This window comes from Rhizobium sp. BK538, from assembly GCF_014197575.1.
In the GTDB taxonomy this organism is placed as follows: Bacteria; Pseudomonadota; Alphaproteobacteria; order Rhizobiales; family Rhizobiaceae; genus Rhizobium.
In genome coordinates, this window is the sequence record NZ_JACIFT010000007.1 from 180,101 (window position 1) to 204,795 (window position 24,695).

20 protein-coding genes and 2 riboswitches are annotated in these 24,695 nt (G+C 59.6%); of the genes, 14 read left to right on the forward strand and 6 right to left on the reverse strand.

Annotated elements, in window-relative coordinates; genetic code table 11:
- Positions 1–401 precede the first annotated feature (401 nt).
- The 5 genes from FHX09_RS10865 to FHX09_RS10885 all read left to right on the forward strand — a co-directional run bounded on the left by FHX09_RS10865 (position 402) and on the right by FHX09_RS10885 (position 6,584).
- Positions 402–3,440 carry a helicase-related protein gene (locus FHX09_RS10865; protein ID WP_184449932.1) on the forward strand — a complete coding sequence of 1,013 codons (3,039 nt, stop codon included), beginning with the start codon at positions 402–404 and terminating at the stop codon, positions 3,438–3,440.
- A gap of 3 nt (positions 3,441–3,443) precedes the next feature.
- Entirely contained in the window at positions 3,444–3,848 is a 405-nt protein-coding gene (locus tag FHX09_RS10870) for an RNA-binding S4 domain-containing protein (protein WP_132588646.1), read from the forward strand.
- A 193-nt stretch (positions 3,849–4,041) separates the two neighbouring features.
- The gene (fdxA, locus tag FHX09_RS10875; RefSeq protein WP_007794632.1) at positions 4,042–4,380 is read left to right on the forward strand and encodes a ferredoxin FdxA; all 339 of its coding nucleotides are present in this window, start codon (positions 4,042–4,044) and stop codon (positions 4,378–4,380) included.
- Positions 4,381–4,769: 389 nt separating this feature from the next.
- Positions 4,770–5,342, forward strand: coding sequence for a CarD family transcriptional regulator (locus FHX09_RS10880; protein WP_007528356.1), 573 nt, complete (start codon positions 4,770–4,772; stop codon positions 5,340–5,342).
- Between the two features lie 378 nt (positions 5,343–5,720).
- Positions 5,721–6,584, forward strand: a complete 864-nt coding sequence (locus FHX09_RS10885) for an RNA polymerase factor sigma-32 (protein ID WP_007528357.1) — start codon at positions 5,721–5,723, stop codon at positions 6,582–6,584.
- A gap of 53 nt (positions 6,585–6,637) precedes the next feature.
- Here the strand turns inward: FHX09_RS10885 and FHX09_RS10890 are convergent, their stop codons facing one another.
- From FHX09_RS10890 to FHX09_RS10910, 5 genes are all read right to left on the reverse strand, one after another.
- Complete coding sequence (locus tag FHX09_RS10890) at positions 6,638–8,182, reverse strand: M48 family metalloprotease (RefSeq protein WP_132588647.1); 1,545 nt, start codon at positions 8,180–8,182, stop codon at positions 6,638–6,640.
- A gap of 247 nt (positions 8,183–8,429) precedes the next feature.
- Entirely contained in the window at positions 8,430–9,146 is a 717-nt protein-coding gene (locus FHX09_RS10895; protein WP_132588648.1) for an ATP-binding cassette domain-containing protein, read from the reverse strand.
- Positions 9,139–10,773, reverse strand: coding sequence for a thiamine/thiamine pyrophosphate ABC transporter permease ThiP (thiP, locus tag FHX09_RS10900; RefSeq protein WP_183719804.1), 1,635 nt, complete (start codon positions 10,771–10,773; stop codon positions 9,139–9,141). The genes FHX09_RS10895 and thiP overlap by 8 nt, the downstream gene beginning before the upstream one ends.
- Positions 10,773–11,795: a thiamine ABC transporter substrate binding subunit gene (gene thiB / locus FHX09_RS10905; protein WP_132588650.1), complete on the reverse strand. Its 1,023-nt coding sequence runs from the start codon at positions 11,793–11,795 to the stop codon at positions 10,773–10,775. The genes thiP and thiB overlap by 1 nt, the downstream gene beginning before the upstream one ends.
- A gap of 44 nt (positions 11,796–11,839) precedes the next feature.
- Positions 11,840–11,951: riboswitch (TPP riboswitch) on the reverse strand.
- 60 nt (positions 11,952–12,011) lie between these two features.
- Positions 12,012–13,544 (reverse strand): MDR family MFS transporter, encoded by a 1,533-nt coding sequence (locus FHX09_RS10910; protein ID WP_132588651.1) that lies wholly within the window; start codon positions 13,542–13,544, stop codon positions 12,012–12,014.
- 134 nt (positions 13,545–13,678) lie between these two features.
- Between FHX09_RS10910 and FHX09_RS10915 the strand changes: the two genes are divergently transcribed.
- From FHX09_RS10915 to FHX09_RS10930, 4 genes are all read left to right on the forward strand, one after another.
- On the forward strand, positions 13,679–14,194 hold the full coding sequence (locus FHX09_RS10915) for a MarR family transcriptional regulator (protein ID WP_007794649.1): 516 nt from the start codon (positions 13,679–13,681) through the stop codon (positions 14,192–14,194).
- 48 nt (positions 14,195–14,242) lie between these two features.
- A complete protein-coding gene (locus tag FHX09_RS10920) occupies positions 14,243–14,893 on the forward strand; it encodes a thiamine diphosphokinase (RefSeq protein ID WP_184449933.1) in 651 nt (216 codons plus the stop codon).
- 3 nt (positions 14,894–14,896) lie between these two features.
- A complete protein-coding gene (locus FHX09_RS10925; protein WP_132588654.1) occupies positions 14,897–16,723 on the forward strand; it encodes an ABC-F family ATP-binding cassette domain-containing protein in 1,827 nt (608 codons plus the stop codon).
- Between the two features lie 142 nt (positions 16,724–16,865).
- The gene (locus FHX09_RS10930; protein ID WP_132588655.1) at positions 16,866–17,483 is read left to right on the forward strand and encodes a DUF5666 domain-containing protein; all 618 of its coding nucleotides are present in this window, start codon (positions 16,866–16,868) and stop codon (positions 17,481–17,483) included.
- Between the two features lie 4 nt (positions 17,484–17,487).
- Here the strand turns inward: FHX09_RS10930 and FHX09_RS10935 are convergent, their stop codons facing one another.
- On the reverse strand, positions 17,488–19,314 hold the full coding sequence (locus tag FHX09_RS10935; protein ID WP_132588656.1) for an ABC transporter ATP-binding protein/permease: 1,827 nt from the start codon (positions 19,312–19,314) through the stop codon (positions 17,488–17,490).
- A gap of 151 nt (positions 19,315–19,465) precedes the next feature.
- Positions 19,466–19,543, forward strand: a riboswitch (SAM riboswitch).
- 35 nt (positions 19,544–19,578) lie between these two features.
- Between FHX09_RS10935 and metA the strand changes: the two genes are divergently transcribed.
- From metA to nagA, 5 genes are all read left to right on the forward strand, one after another.
- Entirely contained in the window at positions 19,579–20,502 is a 924-nt protein-coding gene (gene metA / locus FHX09_RS10940) for a homoserine O-succinyltransferase (RefSeq protein WP_132588657.1), read from the forward strand.
- A 93-nt stretch (positions 20,503–20,595) separates the two neighbouring features.
- Positions 20,596–21,618: an aldose epimerase family protein gene (locus FHX09_RS10945; protein ID WP_007794665.1), complete on the forward strand. Its 1,023-nt coding sequence runs from the start codon at positions 20,596–20,598 to the stop codon at positions 21,616–21,618.
- A 113-nt stretch (positions 21,619–21,731) separates the two neighbouring features.
- The gene (locus tag FHX09_RS10950) at positions 21,732–22,505 is read left to right on the forward strand and encodes a GntR family transcriptional regulator (RefSeq protein ID WP_007794667.1); all 774 of its coding nucleotides are present in this window, start codon (positions 21,732–21,734) and stop codon (positions 22,503–22,505) included.
- Positions 22,502–23,533, forward strand: a complete 1,032-nt coding sequence (locus FHX09_RS10955; RefSeq protein ID WP_132588658.1) for an SIS domain-containing protein — start codon at positions 22,502–22,504, stop codon at positions 23,531–23,533. Before FHX09_RS10950 ends, FHX09_RS10955 begins: the two co-directional genes overlap by 4 nt.
- Positions 23,533–24,684 (forward strand): N-acetylglucosamine-6-phosphate deacetylase, encoded by a 1,152-nt coding sequence (gene nagA, locus FHX09_RS10960; protein ID WP_184449936.1) that lies wholly within the window; start codon positions 23,533–23,535, stop codon positions 24,682–24,684. The genes FHX09_RS10955 and nagA overlap by 1 nt, the downstream gene beginning before the upstream one ends.
- Positions 24,685–24,695 lie beyond the last annotated feature (11 nt).

Genomic DNA, 24,695 nt, shown 5'->3' on the forward strand with positions numbered 1-24,695 from the left:
ATTTTCCGGTTCCTCTCAGGAACGTTAGCATCATGGGGTGTCGGGGCGGGCTGGATCGATTGTCGATTTTCGGCGAAAGGCCGTTGACAGCCTAGATGCAACTCCGGCCACACGTATGGCGCGAATTTCAAGATTCAGCATCTTGTGGGAAAAAGTGATTCAAAATCAATACTTAGCCGTGAACAAACACTGAATCATCCGGAGTCAGCGATTCGTCTCCGATTCGTTCTCAAGCTGTTCCGAATCGCAAAACGAGCAATCTGCAAGCTTTTCGCGCAACAGAAAACCGCAGAGTAAATTCAAATCAGCCCTTGCGTTTGAGACAACGGCTGTCCATGTGTTGTCTGCTCTCGGAGAGGAGCTGACTTGACCTGGGGCACCCTCGCCTCACTTGCAGGACCATGACACTGACATCGCAGCCGATGATACTGAGCGGGCGCGGAGTAACCGCGGTGCTCGGGCCAACCAATACCGGCAAGACGCATTATGCCATCGAGCGCATGGTTGCGCACGGCACTGGCGTGATCGGACTACCGTTGCGGCTGCTGGCACGCGAGGTCTATACACGCGTCGCCGAAAAGGTCGGGATCCAGAATGTTGCGCTGGTAACGGGCGAGGAGAAGATATCGCCTCCCAGCGCCCGCTTTTCGGTCTGCACTGTTGAGGCGATGCCGCGCGAGACCAAAGCCGCCTTTGTCGCAATCGACGAAGTGCAGCTCGCGGGCGATCTGGAACGTGGTCATATCTTTACGGACCGTATCCTGCATCTGCGCGGTCGCGACGAGACACTGCTGCTCGGCGCCGGCACTATGCGTCCAATTTTACAGCAGCTTCTTCCGGGCATTATCGTTGTCGAGCGACCGCGACTTTCCCAGCTGTTCTACGCCGGACAAAAGAAGATCACACGCCTTCCTCAACGTTCGGCGATCGTCGCCTTCTCGGCGGATGAAGTCTATGCGATCGCCGAGTTGATCCGGAGGCAGCGAGGCGGGGCAGCCGTCGTCCTTGGAGCCCTTAGTCCACGTACCCGCAATGCGCAGGTGGCGCTCTACCAAGCCGGAGACGTGGAGTATCTGGTCGCGACGGATGCGATCGGCATGGGTCTCAATCTCGATGTCGATCATGTCGCCTTCGCGCAGGATCGCAAATTCGACGGCTACCAGTTCCGTAATCTCAATCCTGCCGAACTCGGGCAGATTGCCGGCCGCGCCGGTCGACACGTTCGCGATGGGACATTTGGCGTCACCGGCCAAGTCGATCCCTTCGATGAGGAATTGGTCGAACGCATCGAAGGTCACGAATTCGACAATGTAAAAGTGCTGCAATGGCGCTCAAAGAACCTCGACTTCGCCTCCATTCACGCGCTGCGCGCGAGCCTTGAGACCGGCCCCACCGTTTCCGGCCTGACACGCGCTCTGCCTGCCGTTGATCAACAAGCGCTGGAACACCTGTCGCGCTACCCTGAGATCATCGACCTTGCGAACAATCCGGCGAGCGTCGAGAAGTTGTGGGAAGCCTGCGCGCTTCCGGACTACCGGCGCATCGCGCCGGCCCAACACGCCGATCTCATCTCCACCCTCTTTTCCGATCTCGTCCGCTATGGCACGGTAAATGAGGACTTCCTTGCCGAGCAGGTACATCGCGCGGATCGAACGGACGGTGAGATTGACACGCTTTCGGCGCGAATCGCGCAGATAAGGACTTGGACCTATGTATCGAATCGGCCCAATTGGCTTGCCGATCCGACACACTGGCAGGAAAAGACGCGGGAAATCGAAGATCGATTGTCCGATGCGTTACATGAAAGGTTGACGAAACGCTTTGTTGATCGCAGGACATCTGTGCTCATGAAGCGCCTGAGAGAGAATGCGATGCTGGAAGCTGAAATCAGTGTAAATGGCGATGTCTTTGTTGAAGGACATCATGTGGGGCAGTTGTCGGGATTCCGGTTCACGCCCATTTCGGGAGCGGAGGGACCGGACGCCAAGGCTGTTCAGTCTGCTTCGCAGAAGGCGCTTGCTCTGGAATTCGAGGCGCGTGCGGCTCGCCTCCACGCGGCCGGCAATAGCGATCTCGCGATCAGCTCCGACGGTTCGATCCGCTGGTTGGGCGACCCGGTGGCACGACTGGCAGGCAGTGATCATGTCATGCGCCCGCGCGTCATTATTCTCGCCGACGAGCAGTTGACCGGCAATGCACGTGACCACGTGACCGCCCGTATCGAGCGCTTCGTAAATCATCATATCAGCACGGTTCTGAAGCCGCTTGACGATCTGTCCCGCGCAGAGGATCTGCAGGGCCTGGCAAAGGGCCTAGCATTTCAGCTCGTCGAGAACCTCGGCGTGCTGTTCCGGCGCGACGTGACCGAAGAAGTAAAGTCGCTGGATCAGGATGCCCGCGCTTCGATGCGCCGCTACGGTGTCCGCTTCGGTGCCTACCACATCTTCGTCCCCGCCCTTCTGAAGCCCGCCCCTGCAGAGCTCATCACACTCCTTTGGGCGTTGAAGAATGACGGTCTCGACAAGCCCGGTTATGGCGATCTCATTCCGGTGCTGGCTGCCGGCCGCACCTCGGTCGTCACCGATCCGGGTTTCGAGCGCACCTTCTACAAGCTGGCCGGCTTCCGATTCCTCGGTAAACGCGCGGTTCGCATCGATATCCTTGAGCGCCTGGCGGATATCATCCGCCCGCTGCTTCAGTGGAAGCCGGGCCAGGCAAATCGTCCCGAAGGAGCATATGACGGCCGCCGCTTCACGACGACGACCGCTATGCTTTCGATCCTTGGTGCAACACTCGAGGACATGGAAGAAATCCTGAAGGGGCTCGGCTATCGCTCCGATGCCGTCAAGGCGGAGGAGGCAGCAGCCCATCTGTCGGCTCAGGACGCCTCGGCAGCGGCGACGACGGGGACTGCGGTTGAGGATGGCGCAGAGAAGGCGGATCCCGACGATGCCGACAGCGCATCGGAGGAAGCCGCCTCGGAAGCTCCCGCTGCTGTTGAAGCAGTGGTGACCGAACAACCAGTCGCGGCAAATCCCGAAGACGCCGAGGAGCCGAAGCCGGTTCTTCTCTGGCGCCTCGGTGGCCGCACGGACAATCAGCGCCAGGCTCGCAACCCGGGCGAACGTCGCGGTGGCAACAATCGCGGCCAGGACCGGGGATCTGATCATCGCCGCCAAGGTGGTGCAAATGACGAGGGCCGAGACGGCAACCGCCAGCATCACGGCAAGGATGGCGGCAAGCCACATCAGGGACGCGGCGACCGCCACGAACAGCGCGGCGACCGTCAAGACCGTGGCGATCGCAAGGATCGCAACAACAATCGCGGCGGCCCACAGCCACTGCGCTTCGAGGCAAAGCCACCGCGCAAGGAAAAGCCGATTGATCCGGATTCTCCTTTCGCGAAGCTCGCTGCCTTGAAGGAGCAGATGAAGAAGTAGCAGATGAGCGGGGAGACACAGCCAGGAAGCGGTTCGCGGCAGCGCATCGACAAGTGGCTGTTCTTCACGCGTATGGTAAAGTCGCGCTCGCTGGCACAAAGCCACATTCAATCCGGGCATGTCCGGATCAATGGCGAGCGCGCCCTCCAGCCGAGTCAAACGGTCAAGGTGGGCGACAAGGTCGAGCTGGCACTCGAGCGGCGCGACGTTGTCCTCATCGTCAAATCAGGCGGCGAGCGGCGTGGCCCCTATGAGGAAGCCCGGCTCCTCTATGAGGATCTGACGCCACCGCCCGACGAGACAAAACGCCTGACACCTTATGAGCAGGCAATGCGGGCCACAGGGACGGGACGACCCACAAAAAAGGAACGTCGTGCAATCGACAGGCTGATGTCGGACGAGGATTAGAAAACTCTATCCGAACTGTCGAGTTCTGCGATTTCTTTATCCTTGAAATCCGCAGACAAAGCCGATACGTCACAATCAACTTGCCGGATAGCGTGAATGCCTCCCAAGCATCTCACCGCTTCCTTTCCGGTTGGGGGAAGGCGCGACGTTCCAGGTTGCCCGGCCCCATTGTATGGAAGTCCTGGAGTTCTTCATGACCTATGTCGTGACCGACAATTGCATTCGCTGCAAATATACCGACTGCGTGGAAGTCTGCCCCGTCGACTGCTTCTATGAAGGCGAAAACTTCCTCGTCATTCATCCTGACGAGTGCATCGACTGTGGCGTTTGTGAGCCGGAATGTCCCGCCGAGGCAATCAAACCGGACACGGAGCCGGGCCTCGACAAGTGGCTCAAGATCAACGCCGAGTATGCCAGCATCTGGCCGAACATCACGGTCAAGAAGGATGCCATGCCCGAAGCGAAGGAACTGGATGGCGAAACCGGCAAGTTCGAGAAGTATTTCTCGGAGAAGCCCGGAGCGGGCGACTGATCCTCCGGTAGGTCTGAAACCGGGTTCAGTGAGCTGGAAAACGCTTGAAGTGTGTCTGCGGCATATGGGTGTCATGTGTTGCGCGCATGACTCAGGCACAGTAAATTATTGATTTCCTCATATTTTTGTGATAGCTTTCTGACACTGATCCATTTTGCGGCATGAAGCATGCCCAAACCACCACGAAAGCAAAACAAATCCAAAAACGCGGTTTCCGTGACATATCAACGCCTTGAGCCGTGAGGTTCCAAGCTTGTGCGCATGGATATGTTTGCTTTTGTCCGGTGGGACCAGAAGTAAGTCACCCGACGGATCTGACCGTCTCATCCGGGCCTGACTGACCCGGCTCCGGCTGCAGCCGGAAGCGTAACAGGGAGTGTTTGAATAGAATGACGACCCAGCAGAAAAAACCTTCTTCCGCACGTCACGGCTTCAAGACCGGTGAATCGATCGTGTACCCCGCACACGGCGTCGGTACCATCAGCGCCATCGAAGAGCAAGAAGTAGCAGGCATGAAGCTTGAACTTTTCGTTATCGATTTCGAGAAGGACAAGATGCGCCTGAAAGTGCCGGTCGCCAAGGCCATGAGCATCGGCATGCGTAAGCTATCCGAAACCGATTTCGTCGAGCGTGCATTGAAGGTTGTGCAGGGCAAGGCGCGCGTCAAGCGTACCATGTGGTCCCGTCGCGCCCAGGAATACGATGCCAAGATCAATTCCGGCGACCTCATTTCCATCGCTGAAGTTGTCCGCGATCTCTATCGCGCCGAAAACCAGCCGGAACAATCCTATTCCGAACGTCAGCTTTATGAAGCTGCGCTTGACCGCATGGCACGCGAAATCGCTGCCGTGAACAAGATGTCGGAAACCGAAGCCGTCCGTCTCGTAGAGACCAACCTCAACAAGGGTCCGAAGCGCGGCAAGGCAATCGAAGAAGACGAATCTCAGGACGAAGCTGCATAAGCTCCTTGTTTTTCTTGAAAAAAAACCCGGCCTCGCGCCGGGTTTTTTATTGGAACTTTTTCCATCCTGGCGCGTTTTAGGGATGTAGCTGCGGACCGCGTCGGGAACTGACATCACCCTCGAACGCTCGCATTCCTGTAAACGTTCGATGAGGAGCGGATCATGCCTTCCACGTTCTGCCTATCCGGCAACTTGAAGAAACTGGTCCTACCCGGCCGTACTACCGGCGCATAACCCTAAGCTAGGGCCCCATCTGGAAACGTCCAGAGTTCGGGGCCTTTATACGTTCAAGACATGAATTTGGTCTGGGCAGCAATGTCCGGAAGCAAGCATTCTTTGCCCTTTTTTTGGCGTGACGCCTGAATTCAGGAGACCGATATGAAGAACATGTCAGCAGACCGGCGCATGATTAAAATCGCCATGGCGGCTCCCTACCTTGCTCGCGAAGAGGAACACGATCTCGCAATCCGCTGGAAAAACAATGATGACCGTGGCGCCCGCAATCAGATCGCCATGGCCCACATGCGTCTCGTTATCTCAATGGCGGGAAAATTTCGTAATTTCGGTCTACCGATGAGCGACCTCGTGCAGGAGGGCTACGTCGGGCTGCTGGAGGCCGCAGCACGCTTCGAGCCCGAGCGTGATGTCCGCTTCTCCACCTATGCAAGCTGGTGGATCCGTGCATCCATCCAGGATTACATCCTTCGCAACTGGTCGATTGTCCGCGGCGGTACGAGTTCTGCTCAGAAGGCCCTTTTCTTCAATCTTCGTCGGCTGCGCGCCAAGCTCGCCAGGGGTGACACACAGCTCACTCTCCAGTCCATCCACCAGGAAATCGCCGCCGCTCTCGGCGTTAGCCTCTCCGACGTCCAGACGATGGATGCAAGGCTTTCAAGCAACGACGCCTCGCTTCAAGCACCCTCGGTTTCAGGCGATGCCGACAGTGCCGAGAAGATGGATTTCCTCGTCAGCGATGAGCCGCTCCCGGACGAACAGGTATCAAACATGATCGACGGCGAGCGCCGACGCAATTGGCTCGCTTCTGCCCTGAAACACCTCAATGAGCGGGAAATGAAGATCATCAGCGCCCGCAGACTCGCGGAAGACGGCGCTACGCTTGAGGAACTCGGCGCCGACCTCGGTATTTCCAAGGAGCGCGTCCGGCAAATCGAAAGCCGGGCAATGGAAAAACTCCGCAGCGCGCTGGTCAGCGCTGACCCCTATATGGCCGCATCGGCCTGAAAGAGCTTACTCCCCCAGTGATGGAACTGGCCCGGTGAAAGCCGGGCCTCTTTTTATTCAGCGATAATCTTGACGCGGTCGCCCGGAGAAACGGAAGCACCCGTCGGCAAGGCGTTGATAAGCTTGAAGAGATCAAGCTTTCGATCCGTGCCCATCATCCGCGCAGCAAGCGTCGTGATATTTTCGCCCGGTCGTACTTTGACTACCCTGACGCGCAAAGGCTTCAGCGACGCAGTCTCCTCCGGCGTCATTCGGCGGAAGCTTGCCCGCAATACGTCGGCCGTCTGCTGCAGCGTCGGACTCCCCTTCGGCACGGCCGTCAGGAACCGGAAGATCTGCGCATTGTTGCGGATAACGGTGACGTCGAAGTCCCAGCGATCTGCACTCGCTCGCGCCGTTGCGGCTTCCATCCCGTTGACCGTGACCTGCTGGATGGTGGACGGATCAAGGCCGGTAACCCAGCCGCTGGAGATATAGTTGGTCAGGCTCTGGCTCTGATTATCCGCGACGCCATCGAAACGGATCGCGACATCACCCGGGCCGGTCGCCATGACCGCCTCGACCTTGTTGTCGATCTTGAAATCAGGTGGTACGTCGAAGCGGATACCAAGCCCGCCATGCAGGAAGGTCTGACCGCGGACATAGCCTTCCTCCGGGCTGTCACCGTAAAGCAGGCCGTCGATTCCATCGAGATAATAGTCCCTGCCCGTGTCACCAACCTTGCCTTCCTGGCCAAACGCACGGGCATGGTCGCGCGCAAGTTCGATGCGCTGCGCCGAATTCGGGTGGCTGGACAGGAAGTCGAGGCTCTGATCCGCCTCGGGATCGACCGACATGAAGCGGCTGTAGGCGGCCATCGAATCCAAGAACCGCGCAGCCGCATAAGGATCGTAGCCCGCTTCACCGAGCATGCGCACGCCGATCACGTCCGCCTGCAGTTCCTGTTGCCGCGAAAAAGCAGCCAATCGGAGCTTGCCGCGTGCCAGGGCCTGCTTTCCGGCAATATCGCTGGACAGCACCTCGGCCACGACGCGGCTGGCGATGACCTCAGCTTCCTCGCGCTTCTGCCGTTCGATGCCATGATTTGCTGTGACATGGCCCATCTCATGCGAGAGGACCGCAGCGACCTCGGAAGCGTCGTTGGCAAGCGCCAGCAAGCCGCGCGTTACATAGAGATAGCCGCCGGGCAGTGCAAAGGCGTTGATGGCCGGCGAGTTCAGGATAGTGATGCGATAGGACTGGCTGGGATTCTCGGAAACAGCCGTCAGTGCGCCCGCGATGCGGGCAACTAGGCGTTCGGTCTTTGCATCGTTGTACTCACCGCCATAGCTCGCAACGATACGTGGATGCTCACGGGCGCCCATGGCAGCGCGCGGATCGTTCTTCTGCACTTCATCGACGATCTGCGGACTGGAGGACGGTGCAACGCTCGGCTGGTAGGATTGTTCAAGGATGGACTGGCAGCCGTACAGCGCCACGCTCGTTGCACACACGAACGACACTCGTCGCGCCAGACGGCACGCAGACGAGAGCACATCACTGGAAGGCGCGGGGAATTTCCACGTCGTCATGCTGTCCAGTCTGGCTCTCCAAGTCATCTTGCTTGTCGGCCGGTCCGCTTCCGCGACCCGGTCGGTCTCATGGTGATTCAACAGGCGTCCGTCCCCGCTCTTGCACTGCACAATCGGGGACACAAGTCTTTGCTGTAACTGATTTCCGCATCGGTTGCATAGCGAGACTCTGACTAAATGTGGCGCCGTTGTATTTTAGCAAGCCTAACGTGCTTTGGAGTTTCCTCGGTCGCCTCAAATTATGGCGAAAGTGCCGTTGCGACCGCCAGATTCGTCAACTATGGAGAAATTGCGTCAATCCAGCGTGATCCTCGTGGCCCAGAAACTCATCAATCGGAGCCGCCACGACGATCCTGCCGTCCTCGATAAAAAGGCCGAAATCTGCGATGCGTTTGACTTCATCCGGATCATGAGAAACGACGACGACGGTATTGCCGGTCTCGCGATGCATATCGAGCAGCAGCGCTGCCATTCCAATTCGCAAGCCGGGGTCAAGTGCCGCGAATGGCTCGTCAAGTAGGAGCACCGGACGATTGCGAACAAGCGCGCGCGCGAAGGCCACCCGTTGTCGCTCCCCGCCGGATAGCGTCCCCGGCATTCTCCGCTCGAAACCGGCGAGCCCCACCTTTTCAAGCGAAGACGTGATCGATCGGCGATCGGCAGTCGAGAGTTTCATCGCTGGCTCAATACCCAGGCCAATGTTGGTGAAAATATCGAGATGCGCAAACAGATTGTTGTCCTGAAAGATGAGGGAGACGGGTCGTCGCGCAGGGTACTCGTCGGTCACATCTTTTCCCGCGATCAGAACGCGCCCTTGGGCAGCCGTGTCGAAGCCGGCGAGCAAATTCAGGAAGGTCGACTTGCCGGCTCCGGACGCACCCGTCACGGCAATCACGGCGCCGGCGGGAAGACGGCAATCGAAGTGAAAGTCTTGCGTGCCAAGTTGGAGGCCGACATCGTGCACTTCGATCGCGAACTGAGGATCACCCATGGACAGCCACCTCCCGGCGCGCGGGGCCCATAGTGCCGGCGATCGTGAGCAGCAGGCAGACGATGCCAAGGATCAATGCCAGCCCATCCGCATCGTTCGTCCGATAGCTACCCATGCGGCTATAGACGAGCCAAGGCAACGTGACGAAACTGTCCGAGCCGAACAGCGCGACGGCGCCGAGATCGCCGAGCGACAGCGCCATTGCAAACGAAAATGCCGTGAGCACCGGCTTGAACAGGGCTGGCATATCGATCAGACGTAGTTGCACCCAACCCATGATACCGAGGCTCGCCGCAAGTTTTTGTGTGCGGCGCTTATGAACGATGAACGCCGGCTCGAGGACACGCATCACAAAGGGCAAAGACATCAAGGCGTTGATGGCGACAATCAGCAGCGGAGCGACGGCGCTCACGTCGCCGAAACCTCTCAGCGCAAGGAACCAGCCCGTCGCAAGGACGATCGGCGGCACGAGCAACACCAATGACGACGCGCCACCCATGGCGGCAAAGAACGCTCCTGCGCCCGTAGCCCCGGAGCGCCGGAGAAGCGCCGCCCGGCGCGCACTCACCAACGTCATCGAGATCAGCAAGGCGAGGATGGCCGCAGAGATCGAAATGGCAAGGCTGGTTGCAGCCGACTGCCAGAAGATGCGTTCGCGCAGGAGCTTCATGAGATCAGACCGAAGGCCAGCCAGAAGCACCGACATCAAAGGTAGACCGAGGAACAGGGCGGCGAGCAGTAGGACGCCGCCATCCGCAAGCCGTGCACCCGGCAACCCGCCATCCGGCCGCCTGAGAGCCTTGCCGGCCGTCATCCCCTCATCCCCAGGCGCAGGAAGAAACGACAGCGCCCCAAGGATCACCGATGTAAGGACAATTTGCAGTAGGGAAAGAACGACGGCCCGGCCAGGGTCGAAATCAAAACGCAGCGATTGATAGATGGCAACCTCGACGGTCGTCGCGGCTGGCCCACCACCCAGCGTCAGCACCAGCGTGAAACTCGTGGCGCACAGCATGAAGATCAGACCGGCGATACCGGGAATGACCGAACGCAGAACCGGCCATTCAATGAAGCGGAAAATCGAGCCAGGCCGCATGCCGAGACCACTCGCCATCAACCAGTATTCCGCTGGCACGCGCTCTAATGCCGCCAGCATCAAGCGGCAAGCCAGCGGCATGTTAAAGAAGATATGCGCCAACAGGATCCCGGAAAGCCCGTAGATGCTGATCGGTTCCGCCATGCCGAGCTTGAGCAGCAGCGCGTTCATAAGGCCCTGCCGCCCCCAGATACCGACCAACCCGAGCGCCCCGATCAGAACAGGCAGGCCCATCGGCACAGCCATCAGCCGAATGATCCACATGCGTCCGGGGAAATGCTGCTGGCGCGCCAAGGCCTGAGCGACGGGAATCGCAAAAGCGATCGATAGCAGCGTCGAGAGCAAGGCCTGCAGCAAGGTGAAACGCAGGACCCGCAGGATGTACGGTTCAAGCACCGCCGCCAGAATGGACGAAGCACCGCTCGAGAGAAGCAAGGCGAAGACCGCAAGGCCGACGAAAACGGCAATGCCGGCAAGGCTTAGCGCCCCGCCCAACATCACCCGCCGCATCTCCGCCTTGGTCAAAAGCATCAATTCATGCTCATGGCAGCCAGCCACTCATCGATCCAGGCTTTGCGGTTCTCCGCGACTTCCTCCGAGCTCATCAGAAAGGTCTTTGACGGATTCACGAGCTTGCCGAACGCATCGGGCAGCGGTTGCGACGTCGCCGAAACCGGCATCATCCAGTTGTTGGTCGGAATGGTATCCTGGAAGCCCGGCGTCACCATGAATTTCAGGAAATCGCGCGCAAGCTCTTTGTCCGGCGCATTCTTAAGCAGGCCCGCCACTTCGATCTGTATGTAGTGGCCCTCTGAGAATGCAGCCGCCTGATAGCGGTCCGTATTTTCCGCAACCATGTGGTAGGCAGGCGAGGTCGTGTAGGAGAACACCATCGGCGCCTCACCCTTGGTGAAAAGTCCATAAGCCTCGGACCAGCCGGGCGTTACCGTCAACACCCGCTTTTTGAGTTTTGCCCAAGCCTCAGGCGCCTTATCGCCGTAGACGGACTTTACCCACAGCAAGAGACCGAGCCCGGGTGTCGAGGTGCGCGGGTCCTCAATGACGATCTTTTGCGAAGGGTCTCCTTCGACCAGATCCTTCATGCTCTGCGGCGGATTTTTGATCGTCCGGGTGTCGTAGATGACGGCGAAGTGGCCATAATCATAGGGCACGAATACATCGTCCTTGTAGTCCCCGGGCACTTTGAGTGCACTGACGTCGACACCACTCGCATCGAACAGGCCGGTTGCCTTCGCTTCCGTGGTCAGGTTCGTGTCCAGGCCGAGCACGACATCTGCCTTCGTACCAGTGCCTTCGAGCTTGAGGCGCGACAACAGCGCCACGCCATCAGCCACACTGACGAAATTGACGCTGCAGCCGCAGGTCTTCTCGAATGCTTCCTTGACCTTCGGCCCCGGACCCCATTCCGATGTGAAGCTCTCATAGGTGTATACGGTGAGCGTCTTGTCTGCCGCCCGTGCGCCTGGGCCGGCAAGGCCGACAGTCGCGACAAAGGCCGTGGCAAACAGCAAACAGCTTGTGAATTTGAACATGGCACCTCTCCTCTGGTTTGCTTGAAGGGGAAAAGGGCGGTGCCAGATGTCACGCGTCTAATCCCTCCGCCGGTGTTAGCCGGATCAGGTTCCGCGGGTTGGCTTTCAGCCTCTCAGCCGCGCACCGAATGGGCACGGGCACCCCGTTAGAGCGTTTGCAGATGTATCGCCACGCTTGGTGTCTTGCAAGTGGCGGCCTTAGCCCGCCACTGGCATTTATTCCGCTGCTTCGGTGCTGGCTGCCGGCCGCACCTCGGCCGCGCGCGGCAGCTGCGTCGGTTTCAGCATCAAGGCGGCGCAAAGGCCAATGAGCGCGATCGCGCAGGACGCCATGAAAAGCGGTGTGAACGCATTGGCATAGGCGTCGGCCACCGCCTGACGTGTCGACTCCGGCAAAGCCACCAGCATTTTCGGCGTCAGCTGCTCGATGTCAGTTACGCCGGGAATGGACAGTCCCGTCTTGCCGAGCTGTGAGCCAACGATCGCGCCGTAAATCGAGATAGCAATCGATGCGCCGCCCATGCGCGACAGCGTCACCGATCCCGTTGCGGCGCCGACGTCGCGCGCTGGAGCCGCATTCTGAACGCCGATGACCGGCACCTGTTGCGCAAGGCCGACGCCGAAGCCGTGGAGGGCCATCACTGCTCCGATCAGCAGGACCGGCGTTCCCGCATGAACCTGAGTGAGCAGCACGAATGCGATGGCACTGCAGGTCAGGCTTGCTACGGCAAACGGCTTGTAGCGCCCGGTGATGGAGATGATACGGCCCGCAGAAAGCGACCCGCAAACGATGCCGCCGGTCAAAAGAATGAAGAACGCGCCGGCCGCCGAGGGTGAAAGACCAGTCGTCGTCTGCAGGAACAGCGCGAAATAATTGACCATGCCGATGCCGATCGCGCCGCTCATGATCGACATAACAAGCAACAGGCTGAACGTGGAATTGCGGAACAGCGACAGCGGAACAATTGGCTCGGCGGCGCGGCGCTCGACGCGAATCCATCCGATGACTGCAGCAACGCCGAGTGCCATGATGACAAGGTTCTGCGGGGCCACCAGCGAACCGAAGAGCTGAGCGCCATCGGCAGCCAGCACGAAGCTCGCCGTCGTCCAGGCGAGCAGCAAGGCTCCGGCATAGTCGATCTTCGGACGGCGGTTCGGCTTCCGGTAAGGCAGCATGAGCACCAGACCGACAAGCACGACGAAGCCAATCGGAACGTTGACGAGGAAGATCGACCGCCAGCCGAAGAGATCGCTCATCGCACCACCGAGGACAGGCCCGATCGCACCGGATGCCATCAGCACAAGGCTGGAATAGCTTTGGTACCGCGCACGTTCGCGAGGCTCGAACAGGTCGGCGTTAACGGCGAAGATCGATACCATGATGCCGCCTCCGCCAAGCCCCTGCAACACGCGGGCTGCAATCAGCGTGTTCATGGATATGGCCAGTCCGCAGACGGCGGAGCCGATGGTGAAAATCATGATCGCGGCCATCATCACATACTTGCGGCCGAAGAGATCGCCGAGCTTGCCGTAAAGCGGCATCACCGCGCTCACGGCGAGCAGATAGGCCGAGCCGACCCAGCTGAATCGCTCGAGGTGGCCGAACTCACCGACGATTGTCGGCAGAGCCGTTGCGACGATCTGGTTGTCGAGTGTCGCCATGAACATGGCTGCCATTAGAAAAAGGAAGAGGATGAACCGCCGACGATGATCCGTCACAAGCGGCGCCGCGGCAATTTGGGTGTCCATGAAGCGTCGTTCCAGGTGATGCGTTGACTACGTTATGTGCTATTAGCATATAATTGTCAATGTCATGTTATTGACTTTGGCATATTCTCAATTGAGATGGGGCATGCTATATTTCCGGAATGAAAGAGAGCTTGATGAACCTGATCGACCCAGACGCTGCGACCGACGACCCAGGTATTCTGCGTATTGGCCAAAGCATGACCCGCATGCGCCTGATGACCGGGCGCCGACTGATCGGACGGCTCGCCATCCAGAGTGTGGCGCCCGGCCTTGAGCTGTCGCACCTTGACGTACTGGATGCCGTGCGGCGCGCACAAGAGGCCGGTGAAGTAACAGTCGGGACGATCGCCGAGATGATGCGGATCGATCCGTCGCGCGCAAGCCGCGTCGTCGCGGATATGGTCGGACGTAATATTCTGCGGCGAAAGGCATCCCAGACCGATGCGCGGCGGATCATCGTCGTGATGACGCCACTCGGACAGCGGCTGTTGTCGGAGATACGCGCGCAGAAGCTCGCATTCGTTTCCGAGGTGGTCAAAGACTGGAAACCGGAAGAGATCGAGGCATTCGGAGAACTGTTCGAAAAGTTCATTTCCGGCTACGAGGACATCTTTCAGGCGCGCATCAAGGATGTCCCTGACGAAGCCTGAGCAGCGGCCCTTTCCCTTCCCCCCTGCTTTGCGCTATGGGCAATGCGCATGAGCCAATCCACCTTTACCATTCTGCTTGGCGGCGAGTTGCAGATAACCGATCGCTTGCGTCACGCCATCTCGGGCAGCCGTTTCATTGCCGCCGACGGGGGAATGCGTCATGCGGCTGCGCTCGGCGCCGTTCCGGAGCTCTGGGTCGGTGATTTTGATTCGACGCCCGCTGACCTCGAGGGTGCTTTTCCTGATGTGCCGAAGCAACCCTATCCCGCTACAAAGGCTTCCACCGATGGCGAGATTGCGGTCTCGGAAGCGATCGCGCGTGGGGCGAAGCGTCTTGTCCTTGCAGGCGCCCTTGCGGGCGAGCGCTCCGATCATGCCATTCAGCACCTGCTCTATGCCGTCAGCCTTGCAGAACAGGGCTATGACGTACTTCTAACGTCAGGCAGCGAGGAGGCCGTGCCACTGATTGCCGGCGCAACCGAGCTGGACCTGCCGCCTGACAGCCTCTTTTCGGTTGCCGGTTTCAGCGAACTGCGCGGCCTGACGATCGAAAACGCGCGCTACCCGCTCGCCGATTTCCATTTGCCCTTCGGCTCGTCGCGTACCATTTCCAATGTCGCGAACGGCAAGGTGCGCCTTTCGCTCGAGAGCGGCCGCGCCATTGTGCTCGCCCGCCCCTGTGATCTTTCCGGAGTCTGATCTTTGGCGCCTCCCATTCTGAAACTCGATGACATCTTTCTCAGCTTCGGTGGCACACCATTGCTTGCCGGCGCCGCCCTGCAAGTGGAGCCCGGAGACAAGATCTGTCTCGTCGGTCGCAACGGCTCCGGGAAGTCGACACTGCTGAAAATCTCCGCCGGCCTCGTCGAAGCGCAGTCGGGTGAGGTCTTCCGTCACCCGTCCTCGACCGTCCGCTATCTGGAACAGGCCCCTGATTTCGCGGGCTTCAGTACCGTGCAGGCCTACGCCGAGGCTGGACTTGGTCCTGGTGACGACCACTACCGCGTGACTTATCTCCTCTCGCATCTCGGGCTGACCGGCGAGGAAGACCCCAAAAACCTCTCAGGCGGCGAAGCGCGCCGCGCCGCGCTCGCGCGTGTGCTTGCACCGGAGCCCGATATCCTGCTCCTCGACGAGCCTACCAACCATCTCGATCTGCCGACCATCGAGTGGCTGGAAGGAGAACTGCAGAAGAGCCGCAGTGCGCTCGTCCTGATTTCCCACGACCGGCGCTTCCTCGAGAAGGTCTCGACCGCAACCGTCTGGCTGGACCGCGGCACCTCGCGCCGGCTCGACAGGGGCTTTGCGCATTTCGAAGCCTGGCGCGACCAGGTGCTGGAAGCGGAAGAGCTCGAACAGCATAAGCTCGGCAAGGCGATCGAGCGCGAAGAACACTGGCTGCGTTACGGCGTCACGGCACGACGCAAGCGCAACATGCGCCGCCTCGGCGAGCTGCAAACCATGCGTTCGCAATATCGCGGCCACAAAGGCCCGCAGGGCACCGTGCAGGCAACAGTTTCCGACGCGCAGGAATCCGGCAAGCTCGTCATCGAAGCCGACAAGATCACGAAGACTTTCGGCGACCGGCCGATCGTCGCTCCCTTCTCCATTCGCGTGCATCGCGGTGATTGCATCGGCCTCGTCGGCCCGAACGGTGCCGGCAAGACAACGCTCCTGAAGATGTTGACCGGACAGCTCGCGCCGGACAGCGGCACGATCAAGCTCGGAACCAATCTGGAAATCGCGACGCTGGATCAGAAGCGCGAAGACCTCAATCCGGACGAAACGCTCGCCCATTACCTGACGGATGGCCGCGGTGAGAACTTGCTCGTCAACGGTGAACAGAGGCACGTGACGGGTTACATGAAGGAGTTCCTGTTCCAGCCTGAACAGGCGCGCACGCCGATCAGGAACCTTTCTGGCGGCGAGCGCGCGCGGCTCATGCTGGCCCGCATTATGTCGCGTCCGGCAAACCTGTTGATCCTCGACGAACCGACCAACGATCTGGATATAGAGACATTGGATCTGCTGCAGGAAATCGTTGCGGGCTTCCCCGGCACCGTCATCCTCGTCAGCCACGACCGCGACTTCCTCGACCGCACTGTGACGTCGACGATTGCGCCGGCCGTCCCGGATGCGCCTGACGGGCGCTGGATCGAATATGCGGGCGGCTATTCGGATATGCTTGCGCAGCGAAAGGGCGCCGTCGAGGAGCGGAGGAAGGCCGAAAAGGCGGCGGAACGATCGAAGCAGCAGGAAGCAGCAGATTCCGCCGAGACGGCGAAAGGAAAGGGCAAGCTTTCCTACAAGCAGAAGTTCGCGCTCGAACATCTCCCGAAGGAAATGGCCAAGGCCGAAACCGAGATCGCCAAACGCGAGGAGCGGATGGCGGACCCCGGCTTGTTCACCAAGGACCCCACCACATTCAACCGTCTGGCGGCCGAGATGGAGAAGCTCCGGGACAGTCTGACGAAAATGGAAGAGGAATGGCTGGAGCTTGAGATGCTGCGGGAGGAATTGGAGGGCTGAGGCACCCCTCGCGCCCGCTCAATCCGACCTGTCTCTGCCGCGCGAACTGGCTTTCACGTTTCATTGATTCGTCAGCGTTCGACCGGCAGGACTAAGCTGCGCCCCGTATCCGCAGCTTGCACGACGGCAAGGAAAGCAGACTATGCCACACAATCTTAAAGCATCTACCGCGCTCGTCTGGGCCGCGGGTTTCCTCGTTATTGCGTCGCACGGCGCGCTTGCCCAGGAAGCGCAGCGCGTGCGTGGCGCGATTGAAAGCCTGAGTGGCAACACGTTGGTGGTCAAAACACGCGAAGGCGCCGAGCAAACGGTGACACTGAAGCCAGACTGGAAGGTTCGCGGCATCAAGAAAGCCTCCGTCGAAGACATCAAGCCGGGCGATTTCGTTGGCGTTGCATCGCTGCCGAAAGCTGATGGCGGCGACGGCGCTCTTGAAGTGCTGATCTTTCCGGCCGCCATGAAGGGAACCGGAGAAGGCAGTCGCCCTTGGGACCTGAAGCCAAACAGCACGATGACCAACGCGACCGTCGCCAAGGCCGTGAAGGCGGTCGATGGCCACACGATCACGCTCACCTATCAGGGCAAGGAAAAGACGATATCCATCGCCGACGATACACCGATCGTCACCTTCGCCCCTGCCGGAAAGTCAGACCTTGTTGCAGGAGCGCACGTGATCGTGATGGGTGAAAGAGCACCTGATGGCACAGTGTCCGCCACAAACGTCACGGTCGGCACGAACGGGGTCGTCCCGCCGATGTAGGCGATCAGAGTGCTGGTGCGGGCGCGTTCGGCGCTTTTGCCACTACCTTCACTTCAGGCTTCGCATGCAGGGCTTCGAGATGCAGTATGCGCGGCTTGAAGGTCTCAACATAAACGTCTGACCGACCGATGTAGATCATCGCCGCGTCCGGCATGGAGGTAAGTACCTCCATCATCGTGGACTGCCATTCCGGCTCCATGCCTTCCAATACTTCGTCAAACACGATCCACTTCGGTCGTACAAGAAGCAGGCGAGCAAAACCGATCGCGCGCTGCTCGTCGGAATCAAGCAGCTTGTCCCACCGCGCCCGGGTATCAAGGCGGGAAACCAGATTGTGGAGTCCTGCCTTTTCCAGTGCCGCCACGACATCGCGGTTCTGATAGGTGTCCGCAGGCTCGGGAAACGCCAGCGCTTCACGAAGTGAACCACCCGGGATGTAAGCCGATTGCGGGACGAAAAGCATGTCGTCCGTGGGCGGCAAGCCGATCTTGCCGCCACCACACGGCCAAAGTTCGGAGAGTGCAAGGAAAAGCAGCTTACGGTTCACGTTGTGATCGCCGTTGATCATGACCTTTTCACCGGCCTTAATCGTCACCGCACTCTCGTGCACGCGGAAGCCGCCGCACTGGTCGATCTCTTCGCCAATCTTGGAAGCGATCCGCACGTGCTCCAGCGTTAGTGTTCCGGGCGGGCTGCGCTCGTAGCTGATCGTGCCCCTGAGATTGATCTCGTCGCTCATAGTGGTGAGCGCCTGCCGAAAATCGGTGACACGCATCAGCGTGGCGCGCCATTCGGCAATGGGACCGAAGTTCGCGACATACCAGCGAAGGGCCGTGTTGACCTGGTTGAAAGCACCGACCGATACCATCAGTTCGCCAAACGTCAGGCCGCCGGAGAAGTATGCCGGTGCAGCGACGATGATCGGGATGACCACAACGAGCCAGCCATAGCCGGCTGACACCCAGGTGAGGTTGACGTTGGCCATCGCCACCCGCTTGATGACGGCGAGCACCGCACTGATGTCGGTATTGATACGCTGCTGCTCATTCTCCTCGCCGCGTGCCACCGTGATCGCCGGCATGTTCTCGTTGGCATGCATCAGCGCAAAGCGAAGCTCCGCCTCCTTCGAGAAGCGATCCGCGTTGAGCTTCACAAGCTTGCGGCCCACCAGCTGGCTGAGAATGGATGCGGATGCCGCATAGAAGATTGCGGCCCAGACCATATAGCCTGGAATGGAAAAAGCGTGGGTGCCGAAGCGGAAGACAAAACCGCTGGACAAATCCCATAGCACGCCGATGAAACTGATGAGCAGGATCGTCGCCTGCACCAACCCGATCATCAGGCTCGTCGTGCTTTCCGCTAGGTTGCGGGCATCTTCGTGCAAACGCTGGTCGGGATTAACGCCGATGAGGCCGCTAGCCGAAAGCCGAAGCGCACGCTTGCGCTGGAGCCACTGGTTGACGAGATCGCGTGTCAGACCTTCGCGCATGTAGAGCGCGGTCATCTGGTTTAGCCACGCCTGCACGACGTTGAGCAGCAGCAGCATGCCTGCGATCAGCGCAAAGATCTTCAGCTGATGGAAGAAACCAGGCAGATCGCGCCGCGCGATGCTGTCATAAAAGGGCGCGTTCCACTGGTTGAGGATGACGGTCGCATAAGCAGTTGCGAGAATGATGGCAATCAGCGCAGTCGCGATCACCAGGACCCTTCCGCGCACGGAGGAATGCCAGAAGGCCGAGAACATGACCCTCAAGCGATAGCCCAGGCTCAGGTCGTATCCTACTCTGTCCCGCCCTTGAATGCTTGGCCTGCCTTCGAGGTCATCTGCCATTACGCGTCCCTAGCCATCATTCTACTTCAATAAACATGGTGATTCGCTGTGTCTACCAACAGATTCTAGCAGTCATTAACGCGGCAGTGACTTCATATCGATCCCACCCCTTCGTTTGAGCAATTGATTCGCGGCGCGAGTGACGCTATTTAAGACGCTCCGTGGTGATTTGGCCGGCCGGCTTGCAGCCACGTTAAAGAAGTTGCTAAAGGGCCGCGTGCGGACCGATAGCGATATATTCGTTGTTTTGATCGAGTGACCGCAATGCCCATCAAGATCCCCGATACCTTGCCTGCGTTTGAAACCCTGGTTCAGGAAGGCGTGCGCGTGATGACCGAGACGGTGGCTATCCGTCAGGACATCCGGCCGCTGCAGATAGGGCTTCTCAACCTCATGCCGAACAAGATCAAGACGGAATTGCAGATGGCCCGCTTGGTCGGCGCCTCTCCGTTGCAGGTCGAGCTTTCGCTCATCCGCGTGGGCAACCACAAAGCAAAGAACACCTCGGAAGACCATCTTCTCGCCTTCTACCAGACGTGGGAGGAAGTGAAGCACCGCAAATTCGATGGCTTCATCACTACCGGCGCGCCGATCGAGACGCTACCCTACGAGGACGTGAACTATTGGGGCGAAATGCAGCAGATTTTCGACTGGACGGAAACCAACGTCCATTCGTCGATGAACGTCTGCTGGGGCGCGATGGCCGCGATCTACCATTTCCACGGCGTTCCCAAGTATGAACTCAAGGAGAAGGCCTTCGGCGTCTACCGACACCGGAACCTGAAACCGTCGTCTGTCTACCTGAACGGTTTCTCGGACAACTTCGAGGTTCCTGTTTCGCGCTGGACAGAGGTCCGCCGCGACGACATCGAGAAGTCGGAAAGCCTGGAGATTCTGATGGAGTCCAGCGAAATGGGTGTCTGCCTCGTGCATGAACGGAAGGGCAAGCGGCTCTATATGTTCAATCACGTGGAATATGATTCAACGTCGCTTTCCGACGAATATTTCCGCGACGTGAATGCCGGCGTGCCGATCAAGATGCCGCACAACTACTTCCCGCACAACGATCCGTCGCTGACGCCGCAAAACCGCTGGCGCAGCCACGCGCACCTGTTGTTCGGCAACTGGATCAACGAGATCTACCAGACCACACCCTACGATCTCAACGATATCGGCAAGTGTGGCTGACAGCGTTTCTTTTTTTCGGCACACCCGTTGCGGTTTGCGGCAAATGGGGGCAGGTTCGCCGCCTCAATCGAAGATATATCAGGACGGTCAGTCATGACGGAAATGTTGAAGCGAGAAGTTTTCGGGCAGACCAAGTCGGGCGAAACTGTCTATCGCGTCGAGATCAAGGGCGGCGGGCTGACGGCCAAGATCATCAGCTGGGGTGCGGTCATACAGGATCTCCGTCTCGACGGCCATGATGCACCGCTCCTGCTTGGCTTTGACGATTTCGACAGCTATCCGGCGCATTCCTCCTACTTTGGCGCAACTCCCGGGCGCTGCGCCAACCGCATCGGCGATGGCAAATTCACGCTGGATGGCAAGAGCTATCAGCTTGATCTCAATGAGAACGGCGTGACTCACCTTCATGGAGGAAGCGACAACATCGCCAAGCAGAACTGGACGATCGTCGAGCACGATGTCGACCGTGTCGTGCTGAAGATCGTCGATCCGGATGGCCGCGCCGGTTATCCCGGCAACTGCACCATCCAGGCAACCTACTGGGTGCATGGAGACGGCGAACTCTCCGTGACCTACGAGTCGACCAGTGATCAACCGACGATCGCCAACGTTTGCCAGCACGCCTATTTCAACCTCGATGGCCGCGATGACGCGCTTGGCCACGACATCATGATCGCAGCCGACAGCTACCTCGTCACGAATGAACGGCAGATCCCGACCGGCGAGGCTCGACCCGTTGCCGGAACGGCCTTCGACTTCCGTCAGATGTCACCGATGAAGCGGTTCGAGGGTAGCGAACAGGCCCTCTACGATCACAATTTCTGCCTTTCCAACGAACGCACAGCAAAGCGCTCCGTCGCGCTTGCCCGAAGCCTGAATTCGGGCGTTTCGCTGGAAGTGCGCACGACCGAGCCTGGCGTGCAGTTCTATGCGGGCTTCAAGCTCAATGTGCCTGTCCCTGGCCTCGACGGGCGCAAGTACGGCCCGTTCGCCGGCTTCTGCCTGGAAACGCAAATCTGGCCGGATGCAATCAACCACGAGGGCTTTCCCGACGCGATCCTCCGCCCGGGCGAGGTACTGCGTCAGGAAACGGACTACATCTTCTCGAAGAGCTGACGCAAACAGATCGCCCCAACCGACAAACCCTCGCAGGCTACCTGCGAGGGTTTTTTTGTTCCGAAGTCATTTTCGACTTGCGATTGGTTCTAGATAGGTTCTATCTTCAGGGCATGGATAGAACCAGTCTGATCGCCGAACTGAACAGTCGAGGCCTGCGCGACGAGGCGCTCACAGGGCCGCTTTACAAGCGGTTGGCGCAGGCTCTGACGGGCCTGATCCAGGAGGGCCTGCTGAGACCTGGAACCGCGCTTCCCGGCGAGCGGGATCTTGCCGAGGCATTGAAGGTCGGACGCGTGACGGTCCGCACAGCTTATCGCGACCTGATGAACGCAGGCACACTTGAATCCCGGCATGGAAGCGGCACCTTCGTTTCCAGCAAGGTCGAACGCATGGAACAGTCGCTATGGCGGCTTTCTTCCTTCTCCGCCGACATGCGCTCACGCGGTCGCGCGCCTGCGGCTCGGATCTTGTCTCGAACCGTCAATACGCCATCTCCTGATGAAGCCTTTTTGCTTGGCCTCGGGCTTGATGAACCTGTGCTGCGCCTGGATCGTCTGCGTCTTGCCGACGGTCTGCCGCTTGCGATCGAACGTGCTGTCGTGCCGATTAAGTTCCTTGGAGAAAATGCCGGCGGAGAAGGATCTCTGTACGAGGCGCTCGCGGCGCGCGGCCACCGTCCCGTTCGAGCCCTCCAAAGGCTCACGGCTGTGACGCTCGATCCGTCGTCAGCGGCGGCGCTAGACGTGAAGGCGGGTGCGCCCGCCCTGCTGATCGAACGCGTCTCGCGCCTGGAGGACCAACGCGTCGTCGAATACACCCGTTCCCACTATCGTGGCGATGCATATGATTTTGTTGCAGAATTAAGAATCGGAGAAGACCTATGAGTGAAAGCCATTCGCTGATGTTGCAGGAAGCCGGCCAGTCGCCGGAGGTCGTCGCAACACTGCTTCAGAAAGAAAAGCCGGCCTTCGACGAAATTGCGAAGCTGTTTGCATCAGGCGCACCGACCATGGTGACGACGGCAGCGCGCGGGTCTTCCGACCATGCCGCGACCTTCTTCAAATACCTCTTCGAGATCACCTGTGGCGTGCCGGTTGCGTCGGTTGGCCCATCGATCGCGTCGGTCTATGGCGCGTCTCTACATCTGAAGGGCGGCATCCACTTCACGGTGTCGCAATCCGGCGCAAGCCCCGACATCATTGCCTTGCAGGATGCCGCAAAGCACGGTGGTGCGACGACGATTGCGGTCGTCAACGTCACCGATAGCCCGCTCGCCAAGCAGGCTGACATCGTTCTCGGCCTCAATGCAGGCCCGGAGAAGAGCGTAGCGGCGACCAAGTCCTTCATCGCCTCAGTCGCCGCGCTTTGCGGTGTCACGGCTGCCATCAGCGGCAAGCGCGATCTCCATACATCCTTGGAAAAGCTACCGGAAGCCCTCCAGGCGACCAGTGGGATTGATACGAAGGCAGCGGAGGATGTACTTTTCGAGGCCAGCTCGCTCTATACGGCCGGTCGCGGCCCCGCTTTCGCCATTGCGCTCGAGGCAGCTTTGAAAGCCAAGGAGACGGCCGGACTGCATGCAGAAGCCTTTTCGCTTGCCGAGCTGATGCATGGCCCGATGCGTCTTGTTCAGCCAGGCTTCCCGATCGTCGCCTTTACGCCTGATGATCCAGCATTCAGCAACAACGTCCAGGCGCTTGAGCGGCTGCGGAAGCTCGGCGCGACCACCGTGCCGTTCTCGGCCCAGCCGGTCTCTGGCATCAATCTGCAGGTGCCGACGACGGGCAGCGGCCTGCTCGACCCGCTCGTTTCCCTGCTCGTCTACTACCGCCTAATAGAGTCCGTTACGCGCCGCAAGGGCTTCGACCCTGACAAGCCAGCCAACCTGCTCAAGGTCACGGAGACGATGTGATGGTTCGCAAAATCTTCTCCGGCGCGCGGATCTTCGACGGTCAGCGCTTCCACGACGACAAGGCGCTCATAGTCTCGGACGGGCGTGTCGAGAGCATTGCGTCGACAAGCGAACTGCCAGAGGGCGAGCATACGCGCTTGGAAGGTGGCGTGCTTTCGGCAGGCTTCATCGATGCGCAGGTGAATGGCGGTGGCGGCCGAATGCTCAACGACGAGCCATCGGCAGCCTCCATGTACATGATTGCCGATGGTCATCGACCCTATGGCACGACTGCATTGCTGCCGACGCTGATCACCGATACGGCGGACGCGACCGCCGCGGCGATCGAGGCGGCCAAGGAGACCGTCAAGACGAACCGCGGCGTAGCTGGCCTCCATCTCGAAGGTCCGCATCTGGCGCCGGCCCGCAAGGGAGCCCACCTTGCTGAACTCATGCGGCCAGTCGAGGATAAGGACGTTAAAGCGTTCATTGCGGCCAAGGAAGCGATCGGCACACTGCTGGTAACGATGGCGGCCGAACAGGTCACCGCAAAACAGGTACGCGAACTCAGTGAAGCCGGTGTCACCGTTAGCATAGGCCATTCCGATTGCACCAGCGAGGCCGCGGAGGTACGCTTCGACGCTGGCGCGCGTGGCGTCACCCACCTTTTCAACGCCATGAGCCAGCTCGGCCATCGTTCACCTGGCCTCGTCGGCGCGGCCATCGATCATCCTTCGGTCTGGTGCGGCATCATCGCCGACGGCCATCATGTTGACCAGAAGGCGCTTCGGACCGCTCTTCGTGCAAAGCGGGGCGAGGGCAAGCTCTTTTTCGTCACCGACGCGATGTCGCTGGTTGGATCGGAGCAAGATTCCTTCACGCTGAATGGCCGGACCGTCCGACGCGAGAGAGGTGGCTTCTGTTCGAAGCTGGTCCTATCCGACGGCACGCTTGCCGGTTCCGACGTCGATATGGCGTCGACCATCCGCTATGGCGTTACCTATCTGGAACTGCCGCTCGCAGAGGCCCTTCGCATGGCGACGCTCTACCCGGCGCGCTTCCTGCGCCTTGAAGACCACGGCTACCTTTCGCCGGGTGCCCGAGCCGATCTGGTGCATCTGACCGATGCTCTCAAGGTCACTCGGACCTTCATCAGCGGCGAAGCGGCCTAGAAATCGAGGAC